This is a genomic window from Variovorax sp. YR752, from assembly GCF_943372545.1.
On the sequence record NZ_CALRZC010000125.1, the window covers coordinates 1 to 23,910 of the forward strand.

At 68.5% G+C, this 23,910-nt stretch carries 21 protein-coding genes; 6 read left to right on the forward strand and 15 right to left on the reverse strand.

Annotation, left to right across the window (positions count from 1 at the left end; genetic code table 11):
- Positions 1-942: 2-methylcitrate synthase (gene prpC / locus AAG801_RS24995; protein WP_341890801.1), on the reverse strand; the 942-nt coding region annotated here is incomplete at its 3' end.
- Positions 939-1,349 (reverse strand): acyl-CoA thioesterase, encoded by a 411-nt coding sequence (locus tag AAG801_RS25000; RefSeq protein WP_101489224.1) that lies wholly within the window; start codon positions 1,347-1,349, stop codon positions 939-941. The genes AAG801_RS25000 and prpC, both read right to left, overlap by 4 nt.
- A gap of 120 nt (positions 1,350-1,469) precedes the next feature.
- Between AAG801_RS25000 and AAG801_RS25005 the strand changes: the two genes are divergently transcribed.
- Positions 1,470-2,897 (forward strand): short-chain fatty acyl-CoA regulator family protein, encoded by a 1,428-nt coding sequence (locus AAG801_RS25005; RefSeq protein ID WP_341890802.1) that lies wholly within the window; start codon positions 1,470-1,472, stop codon positions 2,895-2,897.
- A 12-nt stretch (positions 2,898-2,909) separates the two neighbouring features.
- On the opposite strand, the gene AAG801_RS25010 is transcribed toward AAG801_RS25005, so the two are convergent.
- From AAG801_RS25010 to AAG801_RS25025, 4 genes are all read right to left on the reverse strand, one after another.
- Entirely contained in the window at positions 2,910-4,370 is a 1,461-nt protein-coding gene (locus tag AAG801_RS25010) for an efflux transporter outer membrane subunit (protein ID WP_341890803.1), read from the reverse strand.
- Entirely contained in the window at positions 4,370-7,531 is a 3,162-nt protein-coding gene (locus AAG801_RS25015) for an efflux RND transporter permease subunit (RefSeq protein WP_341890804.1), read from the reverse strand. Before AAG801_RS25015 ends, AAG801_RS25010 begins: the two co-directional genes overlap by 1 nt.
- 9 nt (positions 7,532-7,540) lie before the next feature.
- Complete coding sequence (locus AAG801_RS25020; RefSeq protein ID WP_341890805.1) at positions 7,541-8,761, reverse strand: efflux RND transporter periplasmic adaptor subunit; 1,221 nt, start codon at positions 8,759-8,761, stop codon at positions 7,541-7,543.
- Positions 8,762-8,969: 208 nt separating this feature from the next.
- Positions 8,970-9,920, reverse strand: coding sequence for a LysR substrate-binding domain-containing protein (locus tag AAG801_RS25025; protein ID WP_341890806.1), 951 nt, complete (start codon positions 9,918-9,920; stop codon positions 8,970-8,972).
- 178 nt (positions 9,921-10,098) lie between these two features.
- Between AAG801_RS25025 and AAG801_RS25030 the strand changes: the two genes are divergently transcribed.
- On the forward strand, positions 10,099-11,469 hold the full coding sequence (locus AAG801_RS25030; RefSeq protein ID WP_341890807.1) for an amidohydrolase: 1,371 nt from the start codon (positions 10,099-10,101) through the stop codon (positions 11,467-11,469).
- Here AAG801_RS25030 and AAG801_RS25035 read toward each other — a convergent pair.
- The gene (locus AAG801_RS25035; protein ID WP_341890808.1) at positions 11,445-12,386 is read right to left on the reverse strand and encodes a LysR family transcriptional regulator; all 942 of its coding nucleotides are present in this window, start codon (positions 12,384-12,386) and stop codon (positions 11,445-11,447) included. The two genes, AAG801_RS25030 and AAG801_RS25035, sit on opposite strands and share 25 nt — an antisense overlap.
- A gap of 143 nt (positions 12,387-12,529) precedes the next feature.
- Between AAG801_RS25035 and AAG801_RS25040 the strand changes: the two genes are divergently transcribed.
- On the forward strand, positions 12,530-13,732 hold the full coding sequence (locus AAG801_RS25040) for an MFS transporter (protein ID WP_341890809.1): 1,203 nt from the start codon (positions 12,530-12,532) through the stop codon (positions 13,730-13,732).
- Positions 13,733-13,795: 63 nt separating this feature from the next.
- On the opposite strand, the gene AAG801_RS25045 is transcribed toward AAG801_RS25040, so the two are convergent.
- Positions 13,796-14,197 carry a phage holin family protein gene (locus AAG801_RS25045; RefSeq protein ID WP_101489232.1) on the reverse strand — a complete coding sequence of 134 codons (402 nt, stop codon included), beginning with the start codon at positions 14,195-14,197 and terminating at the stop codon, positions 13,796-13,798.
- Between the two features lie 222 nt (positions 14,198-14,419).
- Between AAG801_RS25045 and AAG801_RS25050 the strand changes: the two genes are divergently transcribed.
- A complete protein-coding gene (locus AAG801_RS25050; RefSeq protein WP_341890810.1) occupies positions 14,420-15,811 on the forward strand; it encodes a HAMP domain-containing sensor histidine kinase in 1,392 nt (463 codons plus the stop codon).
- An 86-nt stretch (positions 15,812-15,897) separates the two neighbouring features.
- On the opposite strand, the gene AAG801_RS25055 is transcribed toward AAG801_RS25050, so the two are convergent.
- The 7 genes from AAG801_RS25055 to AAG801_RS25085 all read right to left on the reverse strand — a co-directional run bounded on the left by AAG801_RS25055 (position 15,898) and on the right by AAG801_RS25085 (position 22,256).
- Positions 15,898-16,500, reverse strand: coding sequence for a response regulator transcription factor (locus tag AAG801_RS25055; RefSeq protein WP_056578680.1), 603 nt, complete (start codon positions 16,498-16,500; stop codon positions 15,898-15,900).
- Between the two features lie 76 nt (positions 16,501-16,576).
- Positions 16,577-17,908: a tryptophan--tRNA ligase gene (locus tag AAG801_RS25060; protein WP_341890811.1), complete on the reverse strand. Its 1,332-nt coding sequence runs from the start codon at positions 17,906-17,908 to the stop codon at positions 16,577-16,579.
- A 17-nt stretch (positions 17,909-17,925) separates the two neighbouring features.
- On the reverse strand, positions 17,926-18,597 hold the full coding sequence (locus AAG801_RS25065; protein ID WP_101489235.1) for a site-2 protease family protein: 672 nt from the start codon (positions 18,595-18,597) through the stop codon (positions 17,926-17,928).
- A gap of 43 nt (positions 18,598-18,640) precedes the next feature.
- Entirely contained in the window at positions 18,641-19,276 is a 636-nt protein-coding gene (locus tag AAG801_RS25070) for an L-threonylcarbamoyladenylate synthase (protein WP_099791921.1), read from the reverse strand.
- Between the two features lie 16 nt (positions 19,277-19,292).
- Positions 19,293-20,270 carry a DMT family transporter gene (locus AAG801_RS25075; protein WP_341890812.1) on the reverse strand — a complete coding sequence of 326 codons (978 nt, stop codon included), beginning with the start codon at positions 20,268-20,270 and terminating at the stop codon, positions 19,293-19,295.
- The gene (locus tag AAG801_RS25080) at positions 20,267-21,124 is read right to left on the reverse strand and encodes a 3',5'-nucleoside bisphosphate phosphatase (RefSeq protein ID WP_101489238.1); all 858 of its coding nucleotides are present in this window, start codon (positions 21,122-21,124) and stop codon (positions 20,267-20,269) included. Before AAG801_RS25080 ends, AAG801_RS25075 begins: the two co-directional genes overlap by 4 nt.
- A gap of 97 nt (positions 21,125-21,221) precedes the next feature.
- Complete coding sequence (locus AAG801_RS25085; protein WP_341890813.1) at positions 21,222-22,256, reverse strand: transporter; 1,035 nt, start codon at positions 22,254-22,256, stop codon at positions 21,222-21,224.
- A 197-nt stretch (positions 22,257-22,453) separates the two neighbouring features.
- Between AAG801_RS25085 and ppk2 the strand changes: the two genes are divergently transcribed.
- Positions 22,454-23,377 (forward strand): polyphosphate kinase 2, encoded by a 924-nt coding sequence (gene ppk2, locus AAG801_RS25090; RefSeq protein ID WP_341890815.1) that lies wholly within the window; start codon positions 22,454-22,456, stop codon positions 23,375-23,377.
- A 52-nt stretch (positions 23,378-23,429) separates the two neighbouring features.
- Positions 23,430-23,910: PHB depolymerase family esterase (locus AAG801_RS25095; RefSeq protein ID WP_341890814.1), on the forward strand; the 481-nt coding region annotated here is incomplete at its 3' end.

Here is a 23,910-nt window from a genome sequence, read left to right on the forward strand (position 1 = left end):
CTTCACGTCCCACATCACGGCCTCGAGCCGCTCGGCGATGTCGAACATCTTGGTCGAGCCGGCTTCCTGCGACAGCGTGCGCGCCACGCCCTTGATGACCACGTTGCGCGGATCGCTCACGGTGTAGACCGGGTGGCCGAAGCCGATCACGACTTCCTTGGCGGCGACGCGGCGGCGGATGTCGGCCTCGGCTTCGTCGGGCGCGTCGTAGCGCTTCTGGATCTCGAAGGCCACCTCGTTCGCGCCGCCGTGCTTGGGGCCGCGCAGCGCACCGATGGCGCCGGTGATGGCCGAATACACGTCGGAGCCCGTGCCCGCGACCACGCGCGCCGTGAAGGTGGAGGCGTTGAACTCGTGCTCGGCATACAGGTTGAGCGAGGTGTGCATCGCGCGCTCCCACTGCGGGCTGGGCTTGCGGCCGTGCAACAGATGCAGGAAGTGCGCGCCGATGGAGTCGTCGTCGGTTTCCACTTCGATGCGCCGGCCCTGTGTCGACCAGTGGTACCAGTACAGCAGCATCGAGCCGAGCGAGGCCATGAGACGGTCGGCGATGTCGCGCGCGCCGGGCAGGTTGTGGTCTTCCTTCTCGGGCAGCAGGCAGCCCAGCGACGAGACACCGGTGCGCATCACGTCCATCGGGTGCGCGCTGGCGGGCAGTTGCTCCAGCGCTTCCTTCAGGCTCGCGGGCAGGCCGCGCATGGCCTTGAGCTTGGCCTTGTAGGCGCGCAGTTCGGCGGACGTGGGCAGCTTGCCGTGCACCAGCAGGTGCGCGATTTCCTCGAACTCGCAGACCTCGGCGATGTCCAGGATGTCGTAGCCGCGGTAGTGCAGGTCGTTGCCGGTGCGGCCCACGGTGCACAGCGCCGTGTTGCCGGCGGTCACGCCCGACAGGGCGACGGATTTCTTGGGCTTGAAGCCGGTGGGGGTGGCGGTGTCGTTCATGCGGGTTCCTTGTCTGTGGGCACGGGGTGCAGGTAGGCGTGGCGCAGGCGCGCCGGACGGCCACGGCCGTCGACGGCCACCATCTCGAACAGGCCTTTCAAAGAGGGGCGGGGCTCGCCGTCCGGCGGCTCGGCCGCGCCGGTGACGCAGACCGTGAGCGAGCTGCGCCCGGCGCGCGTCACCCAGGCCCGCAGGCGCAGCACGTGGCCGACCGGCACGGGCGCCAAAAACTGCGCGTCGCCCAGGCTGGCCATGACCACGTCGGACTTGGCGAAGGCGCGCGCGGCGAGGAAGGCGGCCTTCGACATCAGCAGCAGGGCGTTGCCGCCGAACAGCGTGCCGTAGTGGTTGGCGTGCGCGGGGAACACGATGTCGGTCAGTTCGATGGCGGCAGAGCGGTGGGTCATGCTTCGCAATTTACGCAATCGAACGCCCATAATGAAGGACTGAATTGGCGAATCATTGCGAATGAAGACGGCCGATTTTGCAAATATTGCGAATATCACAAAGACCCACGAGGTGACCCGATGAGCAAGACCTTCATGGGCGTGCGCCTGCGCACGCTGCGCGCCGAACGCGGCCTCACGCAGGTGGCGCTGGCGCAGATGCTCGGCCTGTCGCCGAGCTACCTGAACCAGATCGAGCAGAACCAGCGTCCGCTCACCGTGGCCGTGCTGCTGCGCATCAGCAAGACGCTCGGCGTCGATGTGCAGCAGTTCTCTGACGACGAAGAGGCGCGGCTCGTGGCCAGCATGCGCGAGGCGCTGGCGGACAACCCCGGCGGCGAGGCCGTCGCGCTGCCCGAGCTGCGCGAGGTGGCGTCGCAGATGCCCGCCGTGGCGCGCGCGCTGCTCGCCTTGCACCGCCGCCACCAGGAGGCGCAGGAGCGGCTGGAGCTCATGGCCGCCGAACTGGGCGACGGGCGCGGCGACATCTCGCGCAGCCGGCCGATGCCCTTCGAGGTGGTGCGCGACTTCTTCTTTGCGCACCAGAACCATTTCGACCCGCTCGACACGGCCGCCGAATCGCTCGCCGCCGAGGCCCGCGCGCACGGCGGACCGCTCGCCGAATGGCTCCAGCAGCGGCTTCTGAAGGTGCACGGCGTGCGCGTGGTGCCGGACGACGAAGCCGCGGGCGCGCTCGACAGCCAGCGCCGCTACGACCCAGCCAGCCGCGTGCTGCGTTTGTCGGCCGGCCTGGAGCCGGGCCAGCAGGCCTTCCAGCTGGCCACGCAGCTCGCGCTGCTCGAGCAGGCCGTGCTCATCGAATCGCTGGTCGCGCAGGCCGATTTCGGCGACGCGCCGGCCCACGCGCTCGCGCGCATCGGGCTGGCCAACTACTTCGCGGCGGCCGTGCTGTTGCCGTATGGCCCGTTCCTGCAGGCGGCTGAGGCGCTGCGCTACGACATCGACCTGCTCGCGCGCCAGTTCGGCGTCGGCTTCGAAACCGTGTGCCACCGCCTGAGCAGCATGCAGCGCCCGGGCGCGTCGGGCGTGCCCTTCTTCTTCATCCGCGTGGACCGGGCGGGCAACATCTCCAAGCGGCAATCGGCCACGCACTTCCACTTCTCGAAGACCGGCGGCACCTGCCCGCTGTGGAACGTGTACGAGGCCTTTGCGCAGCCCGGCCGCGTGCTGCCGCAGCTGGCGCGCATGCCCGACGGCCGCGCCTACCTGTGGATCGCGCGCACCGTGTCGCACGGCCAGCGCGGCTTCGGCTCACCGAGCAAGACCTTCTCGATCGGCCTGGGCTGCGACATCCGCCACGCCCCGCGCCTGGTCTACGCCAAGGGCCTCGACCTGAAGGACCCCGACGTGCCCACGCCCATCGGCATGGGCTGCAAGGTCTGCGAGCGCGTGGCCTGCCCGCAGCGGGCGTTCCCGTTCATCGGGCGGGCGCTGGATGTGAACGAGAACGAAAGCAGGTTCACGCCGTATGCGGTGGCGGGGGCGTAGGGCGGTGGCGCGTCATTCGCCTTGCGAGGGCTGCGGTGCGGCCCCGGACGCCTCGCTCCACCCACCCCCCAGCGCCTTGTAGATCGCCAGCCGGTTCGTCTGCTCCGTGAGCTGCAGACCGATGAGCGTCTGCTGCGCCGCATAGTCGCTGCGCTGCGCGTCGAGCACGTCGAGGTAGTTGGCGGCACCGCTCTTGAAGAGCGACTGCGAGAGCTCGAAGCTGCGCGCGGTGGCGGCGCGCAGCGAGCGCTGTGCGTCGAGGCGTTCGGCCAGCGTGCGGCGTTCGGCCAGGGCGTCGGCCACTTCGCGGAAGGCGGTCTGCACGGCCTTTTCGTAGGTGGCGATCTGGATCTTCTGCTGCGCCTGCGCCACCTGCAGGTTGGCGCGGTTGGCGCCGCCGTCGAAGATCGGCACGCTGATCGACGGCGCGAAGCTCCAGGCCTTGCTGCCGCTGGTGAACAGGCCCGAGAGCGTGCTGCTCGCGGTGCCGGCTGAGGCGGTGAGCGCGATGCGCGGGAAGAAAGCCGCGCGCGCTGCGCCGATGTCGGCATTGCTCGCGCGCAGCGCGTGTTCGGCGGCGCGCACGTCGGGTCGCTGCTGCAGCACGTTCGACGACAGGCCGGCCGGCGGCACGAGCAGTTGCGCCACGTCGGCGGTCGTCGCGGCGGTCGGCAGCAGTTCGGGCGGCGGCGTGGTGCCAACCAGCAGCGCGAGCGCGTTGCGGTCCTGCTCGACCTGGCTGTCGAAGGCCGCGGCGTCGGCGCGCGCGGCATCGACGGTGCTTTGCGATTGCGCCAGCGCCAGGCCCGACTGCGCACCCAGCGCATGGCTGCGCTGCACCAGCTCGAAGGACTTGCGCTGGCTCTCGAGCGTGCTGCGCGCCAGCTGCAGGCGCTGCTCGTCGGCGGCCAGTTGCAGCCACGCCGTGGCGACCGAGGCCACCAGGCTGATCTGCGTGCTGCGCTGCGTTTCCTCGGTCTGGAAGTAGCTCTGCAGGGCCGAGTCGCCGAGGTTGCGCACGCGCCCGAACAGGTCGAGCTCGTAGGCCGTCATGCCGAGGTTGGCGCTGTACTGCGAGGCGATGCGCGACTCGCCGCTGGTCGACAGGCTGCCCGGCGTGCGCGAGCGTGTGCCGGCCGCACCGGCGTTGACGGTGGGGAACAGGTCGGCCCGCGCAATGCCGTACTGGGCACGCGCGCGCTCGATGTTGAGCGCGGCCACGCGCAGGTCGCGATTGTTGGCGAGCGCGAGTTCGATCACGCCCTGCAGCTGCTTGTCGACGAAGAAATCGCGCCAGCCGATGTCGATCGGTGTGGCCGTGGTGATGCCGGCCGAGGGCAGGGCCGATGGCACCGGCGAGGCGGGCGTTTCATACGCAGGCGCAAGGTTGACGCAGCCCGCGAGCACGACGGAGGCCATGGCGGCGCAGGCCAATGCGCGCAGGGGAAGGCGGGGCAGGGTGGCGCGAATCATCATTGCGCTCCCTGCTCTGCGGGCAATGCATCCGGCGCGGCGGCCGGCTTGCGCCGGCCCTCCAGCCAGCCGCGAATCAATGCGAAGAACAGCGGCACGAAGAAGATGCCCAGCGCCGTGCCGACCACCATGCCGCCCAGCACTGCCGTGCCGATCGACTGGCGGCCACCCGCGCCCGCGCCGGTGCCGATGGCCAGCGGCAGCACGCCGAAGCCGAAGGCCAGCGAGGTCATGAGGATGGGGCGCAGCCGCAGCCGCACGGCTTCCAGCGTCGCTTCGATCACGCCCTTGCCCTGCTCCTGCAACTGCTTGGCGAACTCGACGATCAGGATCGCGTTCTTCGACGACAGCCCCACGGTGGTCAGCAGGCCGACCTGGAAGTACACGTCGTTGCTCAGCCCGCGCAGGCTGGTGAACAGCAGCGCGCCCACGATGCCCAGCGGCACCACGAGGATCACCGAGAACGGCACCGACCAGCTCTCGTACAGGGCCGCGAGGCACAGGAACACGAACAGGATCGAGATGGCATAGAGCAGCGGCGCCTGTGCGCCCGACAGGCGCTCCTGGAACGAGGCGCCGGTCCATTCGTAGCCGATGCCGGCGGGCATCTGCTTCATGACTTCGTCGACGGCGGCCATGGCGACGCCGGAGCTCACGCCGGGCGCGGCATCGCCGACGAACTCGTAGCTGGGGCTGCCGTTGTAGCGCTGAAGCTGCGGAGAGCCATACGTCCAGCGCGAGCTCGAGAAAGCCGGGAACGGCACCATCTGGCCCAGGCTGTTGCGCACGCTCCAGCGATCGATGTCGGTGGGCAGCATGCGGAAGGCCGTGTCGCCCTGCATGTACACGCGCTTGACACGGCCGTTGTCCAGGAAGTCGTTGATGTAGGTGCCGCCCATGGCGCTCGACAGCGTGCTGTCGATGTCGGCCGTGGCCAGGCTCGATGCACCGGCGCGTGCGTCGTCGATGTCCACCGCGAACTGCGGCGTGTCGTCCAGGTTGTTGCTGCGCACATTCGCCACCTCGGGCCGCTTGGAGAGCAGATCGATGAGCTGGTCACGCGCCTTCACGAGCGCGTCGTGGCCCAGGCCGTTGATGTCCTTCAGGTGGAAGTTGAAGCCCGCGTTGGCGCCGAGCCCGCGCACCGCCGGCGGCAGCAGCACGAAGATGCGCGCGTCGCGGATGGTCGACAGCTCCTTGTTGGCGCGCCGCGCGAGTTCGGCGGCCGACTGGCCGGCGCCTTCGCGCTCGCCCCAGTCTTTCAGCTTCACGAAGGCGCGCGCCGAACTCTGGTCGCCGTTCTGCCCGGTGATCACGTTCACGCTCACCACCTCGGGCTGCCTGGTGAAGTAGTCCTGCATCTGCGTGACCACCGGCTGCAGGCGCGCATCGGACGCGCCCGGCGGCAGCGTCACCTGCACCTGCAGGAAGGCCTGGTCTTCATCGGGCAGGAAGGACGTGGGCAGCCGCATGAACAGCAACGCCATCACAGCCGCGATCAGCAGGTACACCACGAGGCTGCGCTTGCCGCGCCGCATGATGCCGCCGACCACGCCCTGGTAGCGGTCGGCGCCCTTGTCGAAGTTGCGGTTGAAGCCCGCGAAGAAGCGGTCGACCGCACCCAGCACGCCCTTGCGCGGCGCGGCATGGCCGCCCTTGGCAACCGGCTTGAGCAGCGTGGCGCACAGCGCCGGTGTGAGCGTGAGCGCCACGAACACCGACAGCGCCATGGCCGAGACGATGGTGATCGAGAACTGGCGGTAGATCACGCCGGTCGAGCCGCCGAAGAAGGCCATGGGGATGAACACGGCCGACAGCACCAGCGCGATGCCGACCAGCGCCGGCGTGATCTCGGCCATCGACTTGCGCGTGGCCTCCTTGGGCGAGAGCCCTTCCTCGTGCATCACGCGCTCGACGTTTTCCACCACCACGATGGCGTCGTCCACCAGCAGGCCGATGGCCAGCACCATGCCGAACATGGTGAGCGTGTTGATGGAGTAGCCGGCCATCGAGAGCACGCCGAAGGTGCCCAGCAGCACCACGGGCACGGCAATGGCCGGGATCAGCGTGGCGCGGAAGTTCTGCAGAAAGACGTACATCACCAGCACGACCAGCAGCATGGCCTCGGCCAGCGCCTTCACCACCTCGTCGATCGACGCGCTCACGAAGGGCGTGGTGTCGTAGCTCACGAAGGTCTGCAGCTGGTTGGGAAAGAGCGGCTGCAGTTCGTCGACCTTGGCCTTCACGGCCTCGGCCACCTGCACGGCGTTGGCGCCGTCGGCCAGCACGATGCCCATGCCGGCGCCCGGACGGCCGCCGAGCACCGAGCGCACTGTGAGGTTCTCGGCGCCCAGCTCGACACGGGCCACGTCTCTCAGGCGCACAACGGCGCCGTCGGGCGTGGCGCGCAGCACCACGTTCTCGAACTCTTCGACCGTCTTCAGCTTGCTGCGCGCGGTGATGGTGGCGTTGAGCTGCTGCTGCGCACCGGCCGGCAGCGCGCCGAGCTGGCCGGCCGAGACCTGCGCGTTCTGCGCGGTGATGGCGCTGCCCACGTCGGAAGGCATGAGCGCGTACTTGCGCAGCTTGTCGGGGTCGAGCCACAGGCGCATGGCGTAGCCGGTGCCCAGGGTCTGCACTTCGCCCACGCCGTCGATGCGGCTGATGACGTCGACCAGGTTGCTGCTGATGAAGTCGCCCACGTCCACCGCCGAGGCACTGCCGTCGCCGGAGAACATCGAGACGATCATCAAAAAGTCGTTGCCGCCCTTGGTGACGGTGACGCCGCGGCTTTGCACCTGCTGCGGCAGGCGGGACATGGCCTGCTGCAGCTTGTTCTGCACCTGCATCTGGGCCACATCGATGTTGGTGCCCGCGTCGAAGGTGAGCGACAGCCGCGCCTGCCCCGACGAGTTGCTGGTCGACTGCATGTACAGCAGGTTGTCCAGCCCCTTCATCTGCTGTTCGATGACCTGGGTGACGGAGTCTTCGACCGTCTTGGCCGAAGCGCCGGTGTAGGTGGCGCCGATGGACACGCGCGGCGGCGCGATGTCGGGGTACTGCTCGAGCGGCAGCGTGCGAATGGCCATCAGGCCGGCGAGCATGACGACGATGGAAAGCACCCACGCGAAGATGGGGCGGTCGATGAAGAACTGGGCCATGGGTCGGCCTCAGCGTGCGAGGGTGGTGGAAGCAGCGTCGGGCTTGGCGCTCGCGATGGCAGCGCTGGCGGGACGGGCGCCCAGGTCGACCGTGCGCACCTTGTCGCCCACCTTCACGCGCTGCGAGCCTTCCATGAGCACGCGGTCGCCCGCGACCAGGCCGTCGATCACCTGCCAGCGCGTGCCGATGGCGCGGCCGATGCGGATGGGGCGCTTCTCGACCTTGTTGTCGGCATCGATCACCAGCGTGGAGGCACTGCCGTCGGGCGCGCGCGTCACGGCCTGCTGCGGCACCAGCAGGGCGGCGTCGTTCACGCCCTCTTGCAAGACGGCGCGCACGTACATGCCGGGCATCAGCAGCTTGTCGGGGTTGGGCACCACGGCGCGCAAGGTGACGCTGCCGGTGCCGGCATCGACCGTCACGCCGCTGAAGGTGAGGCGCCCGGCGTGCGGGTAGGGGCTGCCGTCTTCGAGCAGCAGCTGGATGCGCGCCTCGGCCTCGCTGGCGCGCTGCAGCCGGCCGCTGGCGAGCTCGCGCTTCAGGCGCAGCAGCTCGCTGCTCGACTGCGTGACGTGCACATGGATCGGGTCGAGCTGCTGCACGGTGGTCATGGCGGCCGCCTGGTTGGCGGTGACCAGCGCGCCCGGGGTCACGGTCGAGAGCTCTGCCCAGCCGGTGATCGGCGAGGTGATGCGCGTGTAGCCCAGCTGGATGCGCGCGGTCTGTTCGGCGGCGCGCGCCACGCCGAGGTCGGCTTCGGCCTGCTGCGCGGCGGCCTGGGTTTCATCGAACACCTGGCGGCTGATGGCGTCGATCTTCACGAGTTCGGCATTGCGCTTGGCCACGGTGCGGGCCGTGGCCAGGGCCGACTCGGCCTTGCGCACGCTGGCCTGCGCGCTCGCATGCGCCGCCTGCAGCGAGGCCGGGTCGAGCTGGTAGAGCACCTGGCCGGCCTTGACCTGCGAGCCTTCGGTGAAGAGCCGCTCCTTGAGGATGCCGCCGACCTGCGGGCGGATCTCGGCGATGACCGGGGCGGCGGTGCGACCGGGCAGTTCGGTGCTCAGGGCCAGCACCTCGGACTTGAGCGTGACGATGCCGACTTCTTTCTCGGGGGCCGCCTTGGCCGTGCCGGGAGACTCCACGTTGGTGCGCGAGCACCCCACGAGGGCGGCGGCGATGCACAGGGCCGTGAGGAGCGGGGCGGAGCGGGAGGCGAAGTGGACGGGCATGGACAGGCAGAAGTGACGGAAGCCAAAGATGGAGCGGGCACGCGCCGTCGAGTTCAATGCCGCGGCGCGGGGGCGGCGAACTTTACAGAGCGGAAACCGTGCCATGCCCGGGAAGGGCTGGCGGGTGGGGTCGAGTGTGGTGCCCGACAGTTAAGCGGGTGTGAAGCAGGGCGATTCCCTGGCGCAAAACGCGCCTGAAACGCCCCGGCTACGGCTTCTTCTTCGCCTGCGCGATCAGGAAATCGACCAGCAGCACCAGCGGCCCGACGGCGTTGTCGGTGCGGTACAGGATGCCCAGCGGCGCGATGGGCGCGTTCATGCGCAGCGGCAGCTCGACCACGGCCGAGCGGTCGAGCTGGTCGAGCACGGTGCGCGGCACCGGCACCACCACGTCGGGCTGCGAGAGCAGGGCGCGCACCAGCTGCGGCGTGAGCACCTGGATGGCGTGCGGGCGCGGCACGATCTGCTCGGCGGCCCAGGCGGCCTCCATCACCTGGCGCACTGCGAAGTGCGCGGGCGGCAGCACCCAGCGCGAGTCGGCGAGGTCGCGCAGCCGCAGGCGCTTGCGCTGCGCGGCGGGGTGATTGACGCCGGCGATCACCACCACCGAGTCGCTGCGCAACGGCACGAAGCGGTGAGCGTCGGGCACGCGCGCCGGCTGGCGCAGCAGCACCGCGTCGAAGGCGCCTGCGCGCAGGCCGACCGTGAGCCGTTCGATGTTGCCTTCCTCGATGAAGAGGCGCAGCTTGGGGTGCTTGGCATGCAGCACGTTCAGCGCGGGCTGCAGCACGCTGGCGATGGCCGCCTCGATGGCGCCTATGCGCAGCGCGCGCGTCTCTTGCGCGGCCAGCGCCGCGAGGCCGTCGCTGGCGACCTGCATGGCGTCGATCACCATGCGCGCATGCAGCGCCAGCAGGCGCCCGGCCTCGGTGATGCGCATGCCGCGCGCGTGGCGCTCGAACAGCGGCGTGTCGATCAGGCTCTCGACCTCCTGCAGCATCTGCGTGGCCGCCGGCTGGCTGATGTGGATCGCGTCGGCCGCGCGGCGCAGGTGCGAGTGCGCGGCCAGCGCGTCGATGAGCTTCAGGTGGCGCAGGCGCAAGCGCGCGAGCAGCCGCTCGTGCAGCACGGAAGACGGGGTGGGCGTGTCGGTGGCCATCGATAGGCAATCATTATCAGTCGATGCAAAAGCGATTGGACGCCAATCGGTGGCCTTCCTACGCTCACGGGGTCGGGCGGCAGACAAGGGCGCATCGGCTGCGGGCCCGACGGGGCTGTGCGGACGAAGGGCTCCCGCCCGGCGGGTCCTTCCCTTCTTCTTCAGACAACACCTCACCATGCCTCACCGATTCTGTCCGGCCGCAAGCCTGTGCCTGCCCATCGTTCTTGCCGTCTCGTCCCTGTGCGCCTCGGCGCAGGAGGCGCCTGCCGCCGCTGCGGCTGCATCGCCCGCACCGGCCGCCGCCGTGCCGCTGTACCCGCTGATCGCCGAGCGTTCCAAGGCCATCGAGCAGAAGGTGATCGACTGGCGCCGCGACATCCACCAGCACCCCGAGCTGGGCAACCAGGAAAAGCGCACCGCCGCGCTGGTCGCGGCCCACCTGAAAGCGCTGGGCTACGAGGTGCGCGAAGGCGTGGCCGTGACCGGCGTGGTCGCCACGCTGCGCGGCGCCAAGCCCGGCCCGGTGGTGGCGCTGCGCGCCGACATGGACGCGCTGCCCGTGAAGGAGCAGGTCGACGTGCCCTTCGCCTCCAAGGCGCGTGCCCAGTGGGGCTTCGCGAATGTCGACGTCATGCATGCCTGCGGGCACGACGGCCATGTGGCGATCCTGATGGGCGTGGCCGAGGTGCTGGCGTCGATGAAGGCGCAACTGCCGGGCACCGTGAAGCTGATCTTCCAGCCGGCCGAGGAGAAGCTGCCCAACGCCGAGATCGGCGGCGCGCGCCGCATGCTGGCCGAAGGCGCCTTCGACGCGCCCACGCCCGACGCGGTGTTCGGCCTGCACCTGGTCTCGGCGCTGAACACCGGGCAGATCGGCTACAAGCCCGGCCCCATCACCGCGAGTTCGGACACCTTCAAGGTGAGCGTGAAGGGCCGCCAGACGCACGGCTCGCAGCCCTGGAGCGGGGTCGACCCGATCGTGCTCGGCTCGCAGATCGTGCTGGGCTTCCAGACCATCGCGAGCCGCCAGGTCAACGTGACCAAGGAGCCGTCGGTGCTCAGCGTGGGCACCTTCAACGCGGGCACGCGCTACAACATCATTCCCGACGCGGTCGAGATGAGCGGCACGCTGCGCACCTACGACGACGAGATGCGCCAGTTCATCATCAAGCGCATGGGCGAGACCGCCTCGCACATCGCGCAAAGCGGAGGCGGCACGGCCGAGGTCCGCTTCGAAGCCGACGGCTACGCCCCCACCGTGAACGACGCCGCCCTGACCGCCAAGATGGTGCCCAGCCTGCAGCGCGTGCCGGGCGCCAAGCCGGTCGTGATTCCGAAGGGCACGGGCGGCGAAGACTTTTCGTTCTTCGCGCAGAAGGCGCCCGGCCTGTTCGTGATGATCGGCGCCACGCCGCCCGGACGCGACGCGAACAAGGCCGAGCCCAACCACTCGCCGCGCTTCTTCGTCGATGAAGCCAGCTTGCTGATCGGCGTGCGCACGCTGTCGCAGCTGACGGTGGACTACATGGCGGGCGCGCAGCGCTGACCTGAGCGAATCGGCTGCTCCAGCGCATCCGACAGTGGAAACAGATGCTGCGCGATGAAGTCCACGAACACACGGATCCTGGGCGACAGCTTTCGGCTCGACGGCCACAGCACGTGGAAGATCATGTGTTCGCGGTTGTGGTCGTCCAGCACCGTGACCAGGCGGCCCTGTTCCAATTGCTGGCGCACGGCGATCTCCGGCACGCAGGCAATGCCCAGCCCCTGCTCGGCAAAGCAGACCTGCGGATCGAGCGTGTTGGTCACCATGCTGGCCGGCAGGTCGACAGGGGGCGAGCCGGCCGCAAGGCCCAGCGGCCACACGTCCAGCTTGCCGGTGCTGGGAAAGCGATAGAGCAGGCAGGCGTGGCTTGCCAGGTCTTGCGGTTCGCGCGGCACGCCGGCCCGGCGAAAGTAGGCCGGCGCACCGACGATCACCTTGCGGCACGAGCCGATGCGTCGCGCCATCAACCGTGAATCGCTGGGCTCGCCGGTGCGGATCACCGCGTCGAAGCCTTCCTCGATGACGTCCACCAGCCGGTCGGCGTAGTCGATGTCCAGTTCGATGTCGGGATAGAGCCGCTTGAACGCCGCCAGCTTGGGCATGAACAGCGTGCCCACCGACGGCAGGCTGATGCGCAGCTTGCCGCGGGGTGCGCTCTGTGTCTGCAGCAGTTCCGCTTCGGCCGATTCCACCTCGCAGAGGATGCGTCGGCAGCGCTCCAGGAACAGCGCGCCCTCCGGCGTCAGGTGGACGGTGCGCGTGGAGCGATGGAACAGCCGCACGCCCAGCCGCTCTTCGAGCCGCACGATGGCCTTGCTGACGGCCGAGGCCGAGATGCCCAACTGCTGCCCCGCGGCCGTGAAGCTGCGCGTTTCGCCGGCGCGAACGAAGACGTTCAGCGAACCCAGGTTTTCCATGGAGCGACTTTGATTGATGACTGCGGAGTCATATGTATTTGAAACTTTAGCCCATTTTTCATTGATGCATTCCCGCCCACACTGCGGTGAACGCCAACGCGGGCCACCCGGCCACGCGGGCACAGACGATGGGAAACAACTGAATGAACACCACAACCGCCACCGTGGGCCAGCGCACCGAACGACTGCCCGTGGCCGCCTTGCTGGCCTTGTCGATGACCGGCTTCCTGGCACTGCTGACGGAGACGATGCCGGCCGGCATGCTCTTGCGCATCAGCCAGGACCTGGGCGTGTCGGAAGCGCTCGCGGGCCAGTTCGTGACCCTCTATGCCATCGGCTCGCTGGTTGCGGCCATTCCGCTGACGGCGGCCACGCTGGGCTGGCGGCGCCGGCCGTTGCTGATCGCGGCGCTGGTCGCCGTGCTGGCCTTCAACACGCTCACGGCGCTGACGTCGAGCTATGCAGTCGCGCTGGTTGCGCGCTTCATGGCCGGCATGGCGGGCGGCCTGATCTGGGGAATGCTGGCGGGCTATGCGCGGCGCATGGTGCCCGAGCACCTCAAGGGGCGCGCGCTGGCAGTGGCCGGGCTGGGCGCACCGCTGGCGTTGTCGCTGGGCGTGCCGCTGGGGACGTTGATGGGCGCCACGCTGGGCTGGCGCACCGCGTTCGGCGGCATGTCGCTGCTCACGCTGGCGGTGATGGCCTGGGTCTTCCTGCAGGTGCCCGACTACCCGGGGCAGACGGCCGAAAAGCGCGCGCCGGTGCGCCGGATCTTCGTCACGCCCGGCGTGCGGCCGGTGCTGGCCGTGCTTGCGCTGTGGGTGCTGGCGCACAGCATTCTCTACACCTACGTGATGCCGTTCCTGGCGCCGGCCGGCCTGTCCGATCGGGTCGATGCGGTGCTGCTGGTCTTCGGCGTGGCGTCGCTGGCCGGCATCTGGATCAGCGGCCTGCTCATCGACCGCATGCTGCGCTCGCTGGTGCTGCTCGCCCTCGCGGGCTTTGCGCTGGCGTCGTTGGCCCTGGGCGTCGCCGGCACGCAGCCGGTGGTGGTCTATGTCGCGGTGGCCGTGTGGGGGCTGACCTTCGGCGGCTCCGGGGCCTTGCTGCAGACCGCGTCGGCCGAAGCAGCGGGCCCCGGCGCGGACGTGGCGCAATCCATCCTCGTCACGGTGTGGAACATCGCCATTGCGGGCGGCGGCATCGTCGGTGGCGTGCTGCTGGAGACATCGGGCGTCGGCGCTTTTCCATGGGCATTGTTGGCGCTGTTGCTTCCCGGCCTTCTGATTGCCTGGGCATCGCGTGCGCACGGGTTTCCCGCGAAGCCGCACCGGTCGTCCCACTGATTCCGAAGGGCGCGGCGCATTTCGCGCGCACGGGTGGGGCCCGCTAGAAAGGCGGGGGCTCGCTCAGAGCCAGTTGCCGCCCTGCGGCATCTGGATCTGCTCGGCCGGATCGCCGCCCGTCACGAACGAGCCGATGAGGATACTCAGCAGCGAAATGAAGATGCTCGCGAACAGCGCGGTCCAGAAGCCCGACACCTTGAAGCCCTTCACCAGCGCGGCGACCAGCATGACCATCAGCGCGTTGATGACCAGCAGGAACAGGCCGAAGGTCAACAGCGTCAGCGGCAACGTGAGGAAGATCAGCAGCGGCTTGACGACGGCGTTGGCCAGGCCGAGCAGCAGCGCCGACACGATCAGCGCCGCGGTGCTGTCGAACTTGAGTCCCTTGAAGAGGTGGCTGGCGACCCACAGCGAGATGCCGGTGATGGCCCAGTGGACGAGAAAAGGGGTGATGTTGTTCAGCATGGCGTGCGGTGTGTGGCGTCAGGCGCCATGGTAATCGGGGCATCGCGACGGACCGCTGCGCGGGGCCGGCGGATTTTCTGCGGTTACTTCCCGAAACCATGGCCGACAGGCCGTTAAGATCGCGAACTTCTGGCGCCTGCGCAGGCGTCTGTCTCCATCTTTCTCTGGTTTGGCCGCATCAACCACGGTCATGCATCCATGGCGAATGCGTCGATCGCAAGCGTGACACCCGCTCCGGCGTCGGCCGACGAGGCCGAGTCGTGGGTGCGCGGGGAACTCATCCGCAGCCTGATGCGCTCGGCGCGCGGTTCCTACATCGTGTCGGCGGCGCTCATGCCCGCCATGGTCGGCCTGAGCTGGGGCCACGTGCCCCGCTGGGAGCTGCTGACCTGGCTGGCCGCGGGCATCATCGCCACCACCTGCCGGGCCTGGGGCGCGCGCGTGTACGCCGTGCGCTATGCCGGGCGCAGCGCGGTCGCGCAGCAGCAGTTCACCGACCGCTACGGCTTCGTGTGGAGCACCAGCGCGGTGGTGTGGGGCTGCTCGGTGCTGCTGTTCTTCGAGCGCACGCCGCAGGTCAACCAGTTCATGAGCTGGCTCATCGTGGCCGGCGTGGGCACCTTCCCGCTCAACGGGCTGGCGCTGCACCCGCCGCTGCTCAAGCGCTACGTCAACACGCTGTTCATCACCATGCTCGGCGCGGTGCTGGTGCGCCTCGTGGCCGTCACCCTGCAACAGCCGCAGTTCCAGTACGGCTACCTGATGCCGCTGCTGCCGGCGCTGCACTGGTTCCTGTTGCTGCGTGCCGGCCGCAACATCCATGAGACGGCGCGCAACAGCCTGGAGCTGCTGTTCCACAACCACATCCTGATCAAGTCGCTCACGCAGCAGCGGCAGGCGGCGGTGTCGGCCGTGGCCATGAAGAACCGCTTCCTGGCCAGCGCCGCGCATGACATGCGCCAGCCCGTGCTGGCGCTGTCGCTGTACGCCGACTGGCTGCGCAACGAGCCCGAGCTGGTGCTCGAGCTCGCCCCGAAGATCGTGCGCGCCACCCACGCGGTGAACGCGCTGTTCGACTCCATGTTTGACCTGGCGCGCATCGACGCGGGCCAGGTGCGCCTGCACATCGAACGCGTCGACGTCGCCGAGCTGCTGCACGACCTCGAGCTGCAGTACCGCCCTGTGGCCGAGAGCCGGGGGCTGGACTTCCGGGTGCACGTGACCGAAGGCTCGTTCCTCACCGACCCGATCCGCGTGCGCCGCATGATCGGCAACCTGCTCGCCAACGCCATCAAGTACACGACCGAAGGCGGCGTGCTGCTGGCTGCGCGCCAGACCCCCGAAGGCATGCGCGTGGAGGTGTGGGACACCGGCATCGGCATCGCGCCCGAGCACCTGCGCGACGTGTTCCTGGAGTTCTACAAGGTCGCCGACCACGCCGGCACCTCCGACGGCTTCGGCCTCGGCCTGGCCATCGTCGCGCGGCTGTCGCACGTGCTGGGCCACCCCGTCAGCGTGCGTTCGCGCCTGGGCAGTGGCAGCGTGTTCCGCGTGGCGCTGCACGATGCCGACGAGGCGGTGGCGCAGGCGCGGGTGAGTGCGTCGGGCGGTTGAGCGGTCGCCCTCAAGCGCTATCGCATCGCCCATGAAAAAACCGCGCACGAGGCGCGGTTCCTGATCAAGCCGGCAGCTTCGCGGCCTCAGCCCGACAGCAGCCCGTTGGTGCGTGCGTAGTGCAGCGCCTGCGTACGGCTCTTCACGCCCAGACGGCGGAACAAGCGCCACAGGTGCACCTTCACCGTGTGTTCGCTGATCTCCAGGTCGGTCGCGATGTCGCGGTTGCTCATGCCCTTGTCGAGCATGGCGATCAGCTGGGTCTGGCGCTTGGAGAGCTTGCCGCTGTTGGCGGCGGGCATCTCTTCGGTGTCGTCTTCCGATCCGGCCATCAGCAGGCCGCGCAGGGCGGCTGCCAGCTCGTTGGAGCTGGCCGACTTCTCGATATAGGTGTCGGCGCCGGCCTCGATGCAGGCGTCTTCCATGTCGGCAGCCGGGGCCGCCGAGTACACGGCGATCGGAACGTTCGGATAGACCTGCTTGACCGCGATCACGCCCGAGACGCCATTGGTGTCCGGCAGCTTCAGGTCCAGGCAGAAAAGGGTGGGCGCGCCACGCTGCTGGACCGAACTGGCGAGCTTGTCGAGCCGCTCGAGCTCGACGATGTTCTCGGCGGGGCGCAGGCGACGCAGGACCATCACGATCGCGTCGCGCATCAGGGGGTGGTCGTCGATGACATAAATGCTCATGTTTTCTTCCTTTGTGATCGCACCGTCTTCTCTCTTGTCGCACCCGTAGGCGGATGGCCTGCGGGTCGTTGCCGGATCAATGTCCCTGAGTGGTGGACGTTGCCTCCGCCAGTGCCTCCAGCGCCTCGGTGGCGGCGCGAGCCTGTTGCGCGTCGACCGGTTCGAGCTGCGCGGCCAATGCCGTGAGCGCCGCGCCGCGTTGCGCCTGCAAGTCGGCGATGGTACGGCCCGCTTCCTGCGGCGACGCGAATCCACGGCTTTGCAAAAGGGTTTCGCCGCGCGCATCGAGCAGCTTGAAATAGAAAAGGCCGTCGGCCTTCTCGCGGTATTGCTTGAAGCTGGGCTTTGCCACCTTGGCGGCCTTGGTGCCGCCGCCGTCGCGGCCCGCCGCGAGGTTGCGCAGGCCGACCGCGTGGCGCAGCGAGGTCATGAAGGGGCGCGACAGCTTGCGCGCCTTCTCGGCACCCAACAGCAGGATGCGCTCGATTTCGGCGGGGTCGTTCATGAGCGCCTCGTAGCGCGCGCGCAGGGGCGCCACTTCGCGGTCGATGCGCTCGAACAGCACCTGCTTGGCGTCACCCCAGGCGATGCCGTCGGCGTACGCCTTGCGCAGGGCTTCGGTTTCCTCGGCGCTGGCGAAGGCCTGGTAGATCTGGAACAGGGCCGAGCCCTCGGTGTCCTTGGGCTCGCCGGGCGCGCGCGAGTCGGTGACGATGCTGGCAATCTGCTTTTGCAGCTGCGCGCGCGGCGCGAACAGCGGGATCGTGTTGTTGTAGCTCTTGCTCATCTTGCGTCCGTCCAGGCCGGGCAAGGTAGCGACCGCATCGTCGATCTCGGCGTCGGGCAGCGTGAAGTGCTCGCCGTACTGGTGGTTGAAGCGCTGCGCCATGTCGCGCGCCATTTCGATGTGCTGCACCTGGTCGCGGCCCACGGGCACCTTGTGGGCGTTGAACATCAGGATGTCGGCGCCCATCAGCACGGGGTACATGAACAGGCCGGCCGTCACGTCGGCGTCGGGCTCTTCGCCCTTGGCGATGTTCTTGTCGAGCTGGGCCTTGTAGGCGTGAGCGCGGTTGAGCACGCCCTTGCCGGTGACGCAGGTCAGGAACCAGGTGAGCTCGGTGATCTCGGCGATGTCCGACTGGCGATAGAAAGTGACGCGTTCGGGGTCGAGGCCGCAGGCCAGCCAGCTGGCCGCAATTTCGAGCGTGGAGCGCTGGATGAGCGCGGGCTCCTGCACCTTGATGAGCGCGTGGTAGTCGGCCAGGAAGAAGTAGCTCTCGACGCCGGCCGCGACGCTCTGGCGCACCGAGTGGCGGATGGAGCCGACGTAGTTGCCGAGGTGCGGCGTGCCCGACGGCGTGATGCCGGTCAGGACGCGCAGGGGAGCGGGAGAAGACGAAGCCATGTGACGGAAGGAGAAACTTAGAGCAGCATTGCCTTGAGCGGCGTGATGAGCAGGTTGACCACGAAGTAGCCGGCATCCATCAGCGGGCGCAGCCAGTAGGTGCTGACGATGCCGGCAAGCACCAGCGCCATCACGATGAAGAAACCGTAAGGCTCGATGCGCGCCAGGAAGTTTTGCGCCGGGCCGCTGGGCAGCAGGCCGGCCAGCACGCGGCCGCCGTCGAGCGGGGGCAGCGGGAACAGGTTGAAGGCCCACATCACGAGGTTGACCAGCACGCCGCCCTGGCACATCTTGATGAAAAAGGTTTCATTGACGCCGGCCGCGACGATCACGATCAGCAGCACGGCCCACAGGATGGCCTGGATGAAATTGGACGCCGGGCCCGCGAGCGCAACCCACACCATGTCGCGCTTGGGATGGCGCAGGCGGTTGAAGTTGACCGGCACCGGCTTGGCATAGCCGAACAGGAAGGCCCCCGAGGTCGCGAAGTACAGCATCAGCGGCATCAGGATGGTCCCGATGGGGTCGATGTGCTTCAGCGGGTTGAGCGTCACGCGGCCCATCATGGCCGCGGTGTTGTCCCCGAAGTGGCGTGCCACGTAGCCGTGCGCCGCTTCGTGCACGGTGATCGCGAAGATCACCGGCAGTGCGTAAATCAGGACCGTCTGTATCAGATTGGAAATATCCACTGCGCGATTGTGTCAGAGAGGAATGGGGCGGCCGAGCCGTTTGTCAGAGGCCAAGCACCGCGAGTGCACCCCGGCCCTGGCGCACCACGACCGGGTCGTCGCCCGTGCCCATGGGCGTGAGGTCGACCACGGTGGTCGGTTGCGACGGGCAGGCGCCAGCGTCGATGACGGCGCCGATCTGCTTCTCGAAGCGTTCGCGGATTTCCTGCGCGTCGTTCAGCGCCTCGGTCTCGCCGGGGGCGATGAGGGTGGTGGCCAGCAGCGGCGCGCCGTGCAGCGCCAGCAGCTCCAGCAGCACCTTGTGATCGGGCACGCGCAGGCCGATGGTCTTGCGCTGCGGGTGGCTCACGCGGCGCGGCACTTCCTTGGTGGCTTCGAGCAGGAAGGTGTAGGGCCCGGGCGTGGCGGCCTTCAGCAGGCGGTACTGCTTGTTGTCGACGCGCGCGTAGTTGGCCAGCTCGCTGAGGTCGCGGCACAGCAGCGTGAGGTGGTGCTTGTCGTCGACCTGGCGGATGCGGCGCAGCTGGTCGACCGCGTCCTTGTCGTCCAGGTGGCAGGCCAGCGCATAGCTGGAGTCGGTGGGCACGGCCACGATCTCGCCGCGCGCGAGCAGCGCCACGGCCTGCTTCAGCAGGCGCTGCTGGGGGTTCTCGGGATGGACTTCGAAGTACTGGGCCATGGTGAATTGCTCCTGATCAGGATTCCGCAGGCTCGATCGGCACACGCCGCTCGCGCACGGTGAGCCACGCGCCGGCGGCGCCGCACACGGCGATCATCGCCATGCCGATCAGCGAGAAGCGGTCGGGCACGTGGGAAAAGATGAGCCAGCCGCCCAGCATCGCAAAGGCGATCTGCGCGTACAGGTACGGGGTGAGGGTGGAGGCCGGCGCGCGCTGGTAGGCCAGGATCAGCATGAAGTGTCCCACCGTGCCCATGAAACCCATGAGGCACAGCAGCGCCCACCATTCCCACGAGGGCAGGGCGGTCCAGGCGAAAGGCACGGCCACCGAGGCCAGTAGCGTGCCAATCCAGCCCGTGTAGAAGTGCATGGTCAGCGGGTTCTCGGTCTGCGCGAGCTTGCTGGTGAGCACCTGGAACCAGGCGTTGGTCAGCACCAGCCCCAGCGGCAGCAGCACGGCCCAGCTGAAACTGCCGCCGCCCGGGCGCAGGATGACCAGCGTGCCGATGAAGCCGCCCGCCACCAGCGTCCAGCGCAGTGGCGACACCTGCTCCTTGAGCGTGGTGGCCGCCAGCAACGTGATCACCAGCGGTGCGATCAGCACGATCGACGTGAACTCGGCCAGCGGCATGTAGCGCAGGCTGAAAAAGGCAAAGAGGCTCGAGCCCAGCAGCAGCGCCCCGCGCAGCGCCTGGTAGCGCGGGTGCTGCGTGCGCAGCAGGGCCGTGCCGCGCAGCGGCAGCAGCACCAGCGTGGTGGCCACGGCCTGGAAGGCGTAGCGGAACCACACGCCCATGAGCACGGGCACGGCGAGCGTCGAGTACTTGGTGGCGGTGTCGAGCGTGGCGAAGCAGGCCACCGCAAGAATGACCAGCCCGATGCCCGCGAGGATGCGTTCGGACTCGGTGCGGCGGCTGGTTTGCGCTGCGGCGCGTGCCTGGGCCAGCGCGGCGCTGGCCGCGTTGTCGGTGCCGGGCCCGGGGCTCTGGCTCACTGCTGGATGCGGTGGCCGAGCAGTTCCCACACCGGCGTGAGGGCGCCGGGCAACGGTGGCAGCTTGCCGAGATCGCAGTGGCTCTCGTCGGGGCTGTGGAAATCGCTGCCGCGCGAGGCGGCGAAATCGAACTCGAGCGCCTTGTCGGCGTACTCGACGAACTCGGCCGGCGTGTGGCTGCCCGTGACGACCTCGATCGCCTGGCCGCCATGCGCCTTGAATTCGAGGAACAGCGCGTACTCCTCGTTGGCCGTGAACTTGTAGCGGCCCGGGTGCGCGATCACGGCCATGCCCTTGGCGGCGGTGATCCAGTGCACGGCGTCTTTCAGCGAGGCCCAGCGGTGCGGCACGTAGCCCGGCTTGCCTTCGGTGAGGAACTTGCGGAACACCTCGGGGGTGTCGCGGCAGTGGCCCTGCTCGACCAGGAAGCGCGCGAAGTGCGTGCGCGAAATCAGCTCGGGGTTGCCGACGAACTTGAGCGCGCCTTCGTAGGCGCCGAGGATGCCGACCTTGGCCAACCCCTCGGACATTTCCTGCGCACGCTTGCCGCGGCCGCCGCGCGTGTCGTACAGGCCCTGCGACATGGCCGCGTCGTCGGGGTCGAAGCCCAGGCCGACGATGTGCACGGTCTGGTTCGCGAAGGTCACCGAGATCTCGGTGCCCGTGAGGTAGCGCATGCCGTTCTCGCGCGCGGCTGCGGCGGCGCGGTGCTGGCCGCCGACCTCGTCGTGGTCGGTGAGGGCCCAGAGCTCGACCCCGTTGGCGGCGGCGCGTGCCGCCAGCGCTTCGGGCGTCAATGTGCCGTCGGAGACCACGGAGTGGCAGTGAAGATCGGCATTGAGAATGGAAGACACCCCGCCATTCTAGGGGGTCTGGAATATTGACGCGGGCGCATGGATGCTATGGAAGGCGCTACTAAATAAATAGCATTAATGCGCCGCTGCATGCGCCTCAGCGCTTCTTGCGGAATGCGGTCCAAGCGGCCACCGCGGTGAAGGTGGCGACGATCGCCACCACGATCCAGAACCCGTGCTTGTGCTCCGCCAGCGGAATGCCGCCCACGTTCATGCCGAACAGGCCGGCCAGGATGTTGATCGGCAGCGCCAGCACCGTGACCACCGTCAGCACGAACAGGCTGCGGTTGTTGTCCTCGTTGACGTTGGCCGCTATTTCTTCCTGCAGCAGCTTGATGCGTTCCTGCAGTGCCTGCATGTCGCGCAGCACCACCGAGAACTCCTCGGTCGAGCCGCGCAGCTCCTGTGCGTCGGCCTCGGCCATCCAGGCCGGCGGGCCCTGCAGCAGGCGGAACAGGGCGGCCGGCTCGGGCGCCAGCAGCCGCTGCAGCCGCACCAGCAACCGGCGCAGCACGCCCAGCCGCGCGCGCTTGTGGTCCAGGCGACCGGCCAGCAGCTCGTCCTCGATGCGGTCGATGCGCGAGGTGACGCCGCGCACGATCTTCACCAGCACGTCGGCCTGCGCGCGCAGCAGGTGCTCGAGCAGTTCGGTGCTGGAGCGCGGCGCCTCGCCCGCCTTCACGGCTGTGCGCAGCGCGTCGACCGAGCGCAGCGGCTTGGTGCGGGCCGTGACCACCAGGCGCGGGCCCACGCTGATCCACAGCGTGGAAATGTCCGAGGGCTCGAAGCTGAACTCGAAGTGCACGTCGTTGATGACCGCGATCAGCGAGTCGTCCGCGCGCTCGATGCGCGTGGAGGGCAGGCCTTCGTGCAGCGTCTCGTAGAAGGTGTCCGACAGCGCCGCGTGTCGCGTCAGCCAACGCTCCGCATGCGCATGGCTCAGGTTGAAGTGCAGCCACACGTAGGCCCCACTGTCGCCGCGACGGCTTGCGTCGGCCAGCCACGTCGCCGCCTGTGCCGAATCGATCGCCCGCGCGGGCTCCGGCGCCGCGGCATCGAACAGGTAGCCACAGATCAGCCCGGCTTCGTCGCCGCCATAGGACTGCGCGGCGAGGTCATGAAATACCGACAAGGTGCGTGGTCAGAAAAGACGTGGGAACAACAGGCGCCCGCCCGGTTGATGGGCTGCCAGCGTGCCCCGGATGGTGTTCGTGCCATGTGACAACGGCGTGTCGGCTTACAGAAAACAGCCGCAAAACCGTCACGCCGCCGTCATGCAGCGGGTGCAGCATGCTTTTTGTCTACCCGCCACTCTTGCCCCTTCTCATCATGCTGACGAGCGCCGTTCCCGACCACGAAGACCTGATGCAACGCATCGCCCGCGACCTGATCGACAGCTACGACGAAGAGCTCGAGCTGGAAATCGAAGACCGCAATTTCGACGGCCTCGACGCCGCCACTTCCAACACCTCGACCGACAAGGCGGCGCGCCAGGCCTACTTCAAGGAGCTGTTCCGCCTGCAGGGCGAGCTGGTCAAGCTGCAGGACTGGGTGCAGCACAGCAAGCAGAAGGTGGTCATTCTTTTCGAAGGCCGCGACGCGGCGGGCAAGGGCGGTGTCATCAAGCGCATCACCCAGCGCCTGAACCCGCGCGTGGCCCGCGTGGCCGCGCTGCCCGCACCCAACGACCGCGAACGCACGCAGTGGTACTTCCAGCGCTACGTGGCGCACCTGCCGGCCGCCGGCGAGATGGTGCTGTTCGACCGCAGCTGGTACAACCGCGCCGGCGTCGAGCGCGTGATGGGTTTCTGCAGCGACGACGAGTACGAAGAATTCTTCCGCACCGTGCCCGAGTTCGAAAAGATGCTCGTGCGCTCGGGCATCAAGGTCATCAAGTACTGGTTCTCCATCACCGACGACGAGCAGCACATGCGCTTCCTGGGCCGCATCCACGACCCGCTCAAGCAATGGAAGCTCAGCCCCATGGACCTCGAAAGCCGCCGCCGCTGGGAGGAATACACCAAGGCGAAAGAGATCATGCTGGAGCGCACCCACATCCCCGAGGCGCCGTGGTGGGTGGTGCAGGCGGTCGACAAGAAGAAGGCGCGCCTGAACTGCATCAGCCACCTGCTGGGCCAGTTGCCCTACCAGGAAGTGGCGCACGCGCCGGTCGAGCTGCCTGCACGCGAGCGGCACGACGACTACCTGCGCCAGCCCGTGCCCGCCAACATGATCGTGCCGGAGATCTACTGAGGTTCAGCAGCGGCTGCTTGGCCGCATGGCGCTTTTGCCTGCACACTGCGCCATGGCCCGTCGCTCCACCGCTTCCTTCTTCGCCCGCGCTTACGAGCGCAACCTGAAGGCGCTCACCAAGCTCACGCTGAGCAACGGCAAGCGCGTGGCCGGCCAAGTGAAACGCGCGACCGCCAAGCGGCTCAAGCCGCCGCCCGGCAAGGGCGACTGGCTCAGCGGCATGGCGATGGGCGCGGGCGGCGCGCGCGGCTATCACCTGTTCCGTCCGGCCGACCTGGTGCTGCAGCCCGGCGAGAAACTCCCGCTCCTGGTCATGCTGCACGGCTGCGGCCAGACCGGGCGCGACTTCGCAGCCAGCACGCGCATGAACGCACTCGCGGTGCGTGAGCGCTTTCTCGTCCTCTACCCCGAACAAGACCGCATCGCCCATCCGCAGGGCTGCTGGAACTGGTACGAGCGCCGCTCCGGCAAGGCCGACGCCGAAGCCGCCACGCTGATGGCTGCCGTCGACCAGGCCTGCATGCTGTACCCCG

Excerpts from the sequence above, each read along its gene's own strand:
- AAG801_RS25045 (WP_101489232.1), bottom strand. The coding sequence starts at position 14,197 with ATGCTGAACAACATCACCCCTTTTCTCGTCCACTGGGCCATCACCGGC.
- AAG801_RS25000 (WP_101489224.1), bottom strand. The coding sequence starts at position 1,349 with ATGACCCACCGCTCTGCCGCCATCGAACTGACCGACATCGTGTTCCCC.
- AAG801_RS25030 (WP_341890807.1), top strand. The coding sequence starts at position 10,099 with ATGCCTCACCGATTCTGTCCGGCCGCAAGCCTGTGCCTGCCCATCGTT.
- AAG801_RS25020 (WP_341890805.1), bottom strand. The coding sequence starts at position 8,761 with ATGCCCGTCCACTTCGCCTCCCGCTCCGCCCCGCTCCTCACGGCCCTG.
- AAG801_RS25040 (WP_341890809.1), top strand. The coding sequence starts at position 12,530 with ATGAACACCACAACCGCCACCGTGGGCCAGCGCACCGAACGACTGCCC.
- AAG801_RS25060 (WP_341890811.1), bottom strand. The coding sequence starts at position 17,908 with ATGGCTTCGTCTTCTCCCGCTCCCCTGCGCGTCCTGACCGGCATCACG.
- AAG801_RS25055 (WP_056578680.1), bottom strand. The coding sequence starts at position 16,500 with ATGAGCATTTATGTCATCGACGACCACCCCCTGATGCGCGACGCGATC.
- AAG801_RS25015 (WP_341890804.1), bottom strand. The coding sequence starts at position 7,531 with ATGGCCCAGTTCTTCATCGACCGCCCCATCTTCGCGTGGGTGCTTTCC.
- AAG801_RS25035 (WP_341890808.1), bottom strand. The coding sequence starts at position 12,386 with ATGGAAAACCTGGGTTCGCTGAACGTCTTCGTTCGCGCCGGCGAAACG.
- ppk2 (WP_341890815.1), top strand. The coding sequence starts at position 22,454 with ATGCTGACGAGCGCCGTTCCCGACCACGAAGACCTGATGCAACGCATC.
- AAG801_RS25025 (WP_341890806.1), bottom strand. The coding sequence starts at position 9,920 with ATGGCCACCGACACGCCCACCCCGTCTTCCGTGCTGCACGAGCGGCTG.
- AAG801_RS25010 (WP_341890803.1), bottom strand. The coding sequence starts at position 4,370 with ATGATTCGCGCCACCCTGCCCCGCCTTCCCCTGCGCGCATTGGCCTGC.
- AAG801_RS25005 (WP_341890802.1), top strand. The coding sequence starts at position 1,470 with ATGAGCAAGACCTTCATGGGCGTGCGCCTGCGCACGCTGCGCGCCGAA.
- AAG801_RS25070 (WP_099791921.1), bottom strand. The coding sequence starts at position 19,276 with ATGGCCCAGTACTTCGAAGTCCATCCCGAGAACCCCCAGCAGCGCCTG.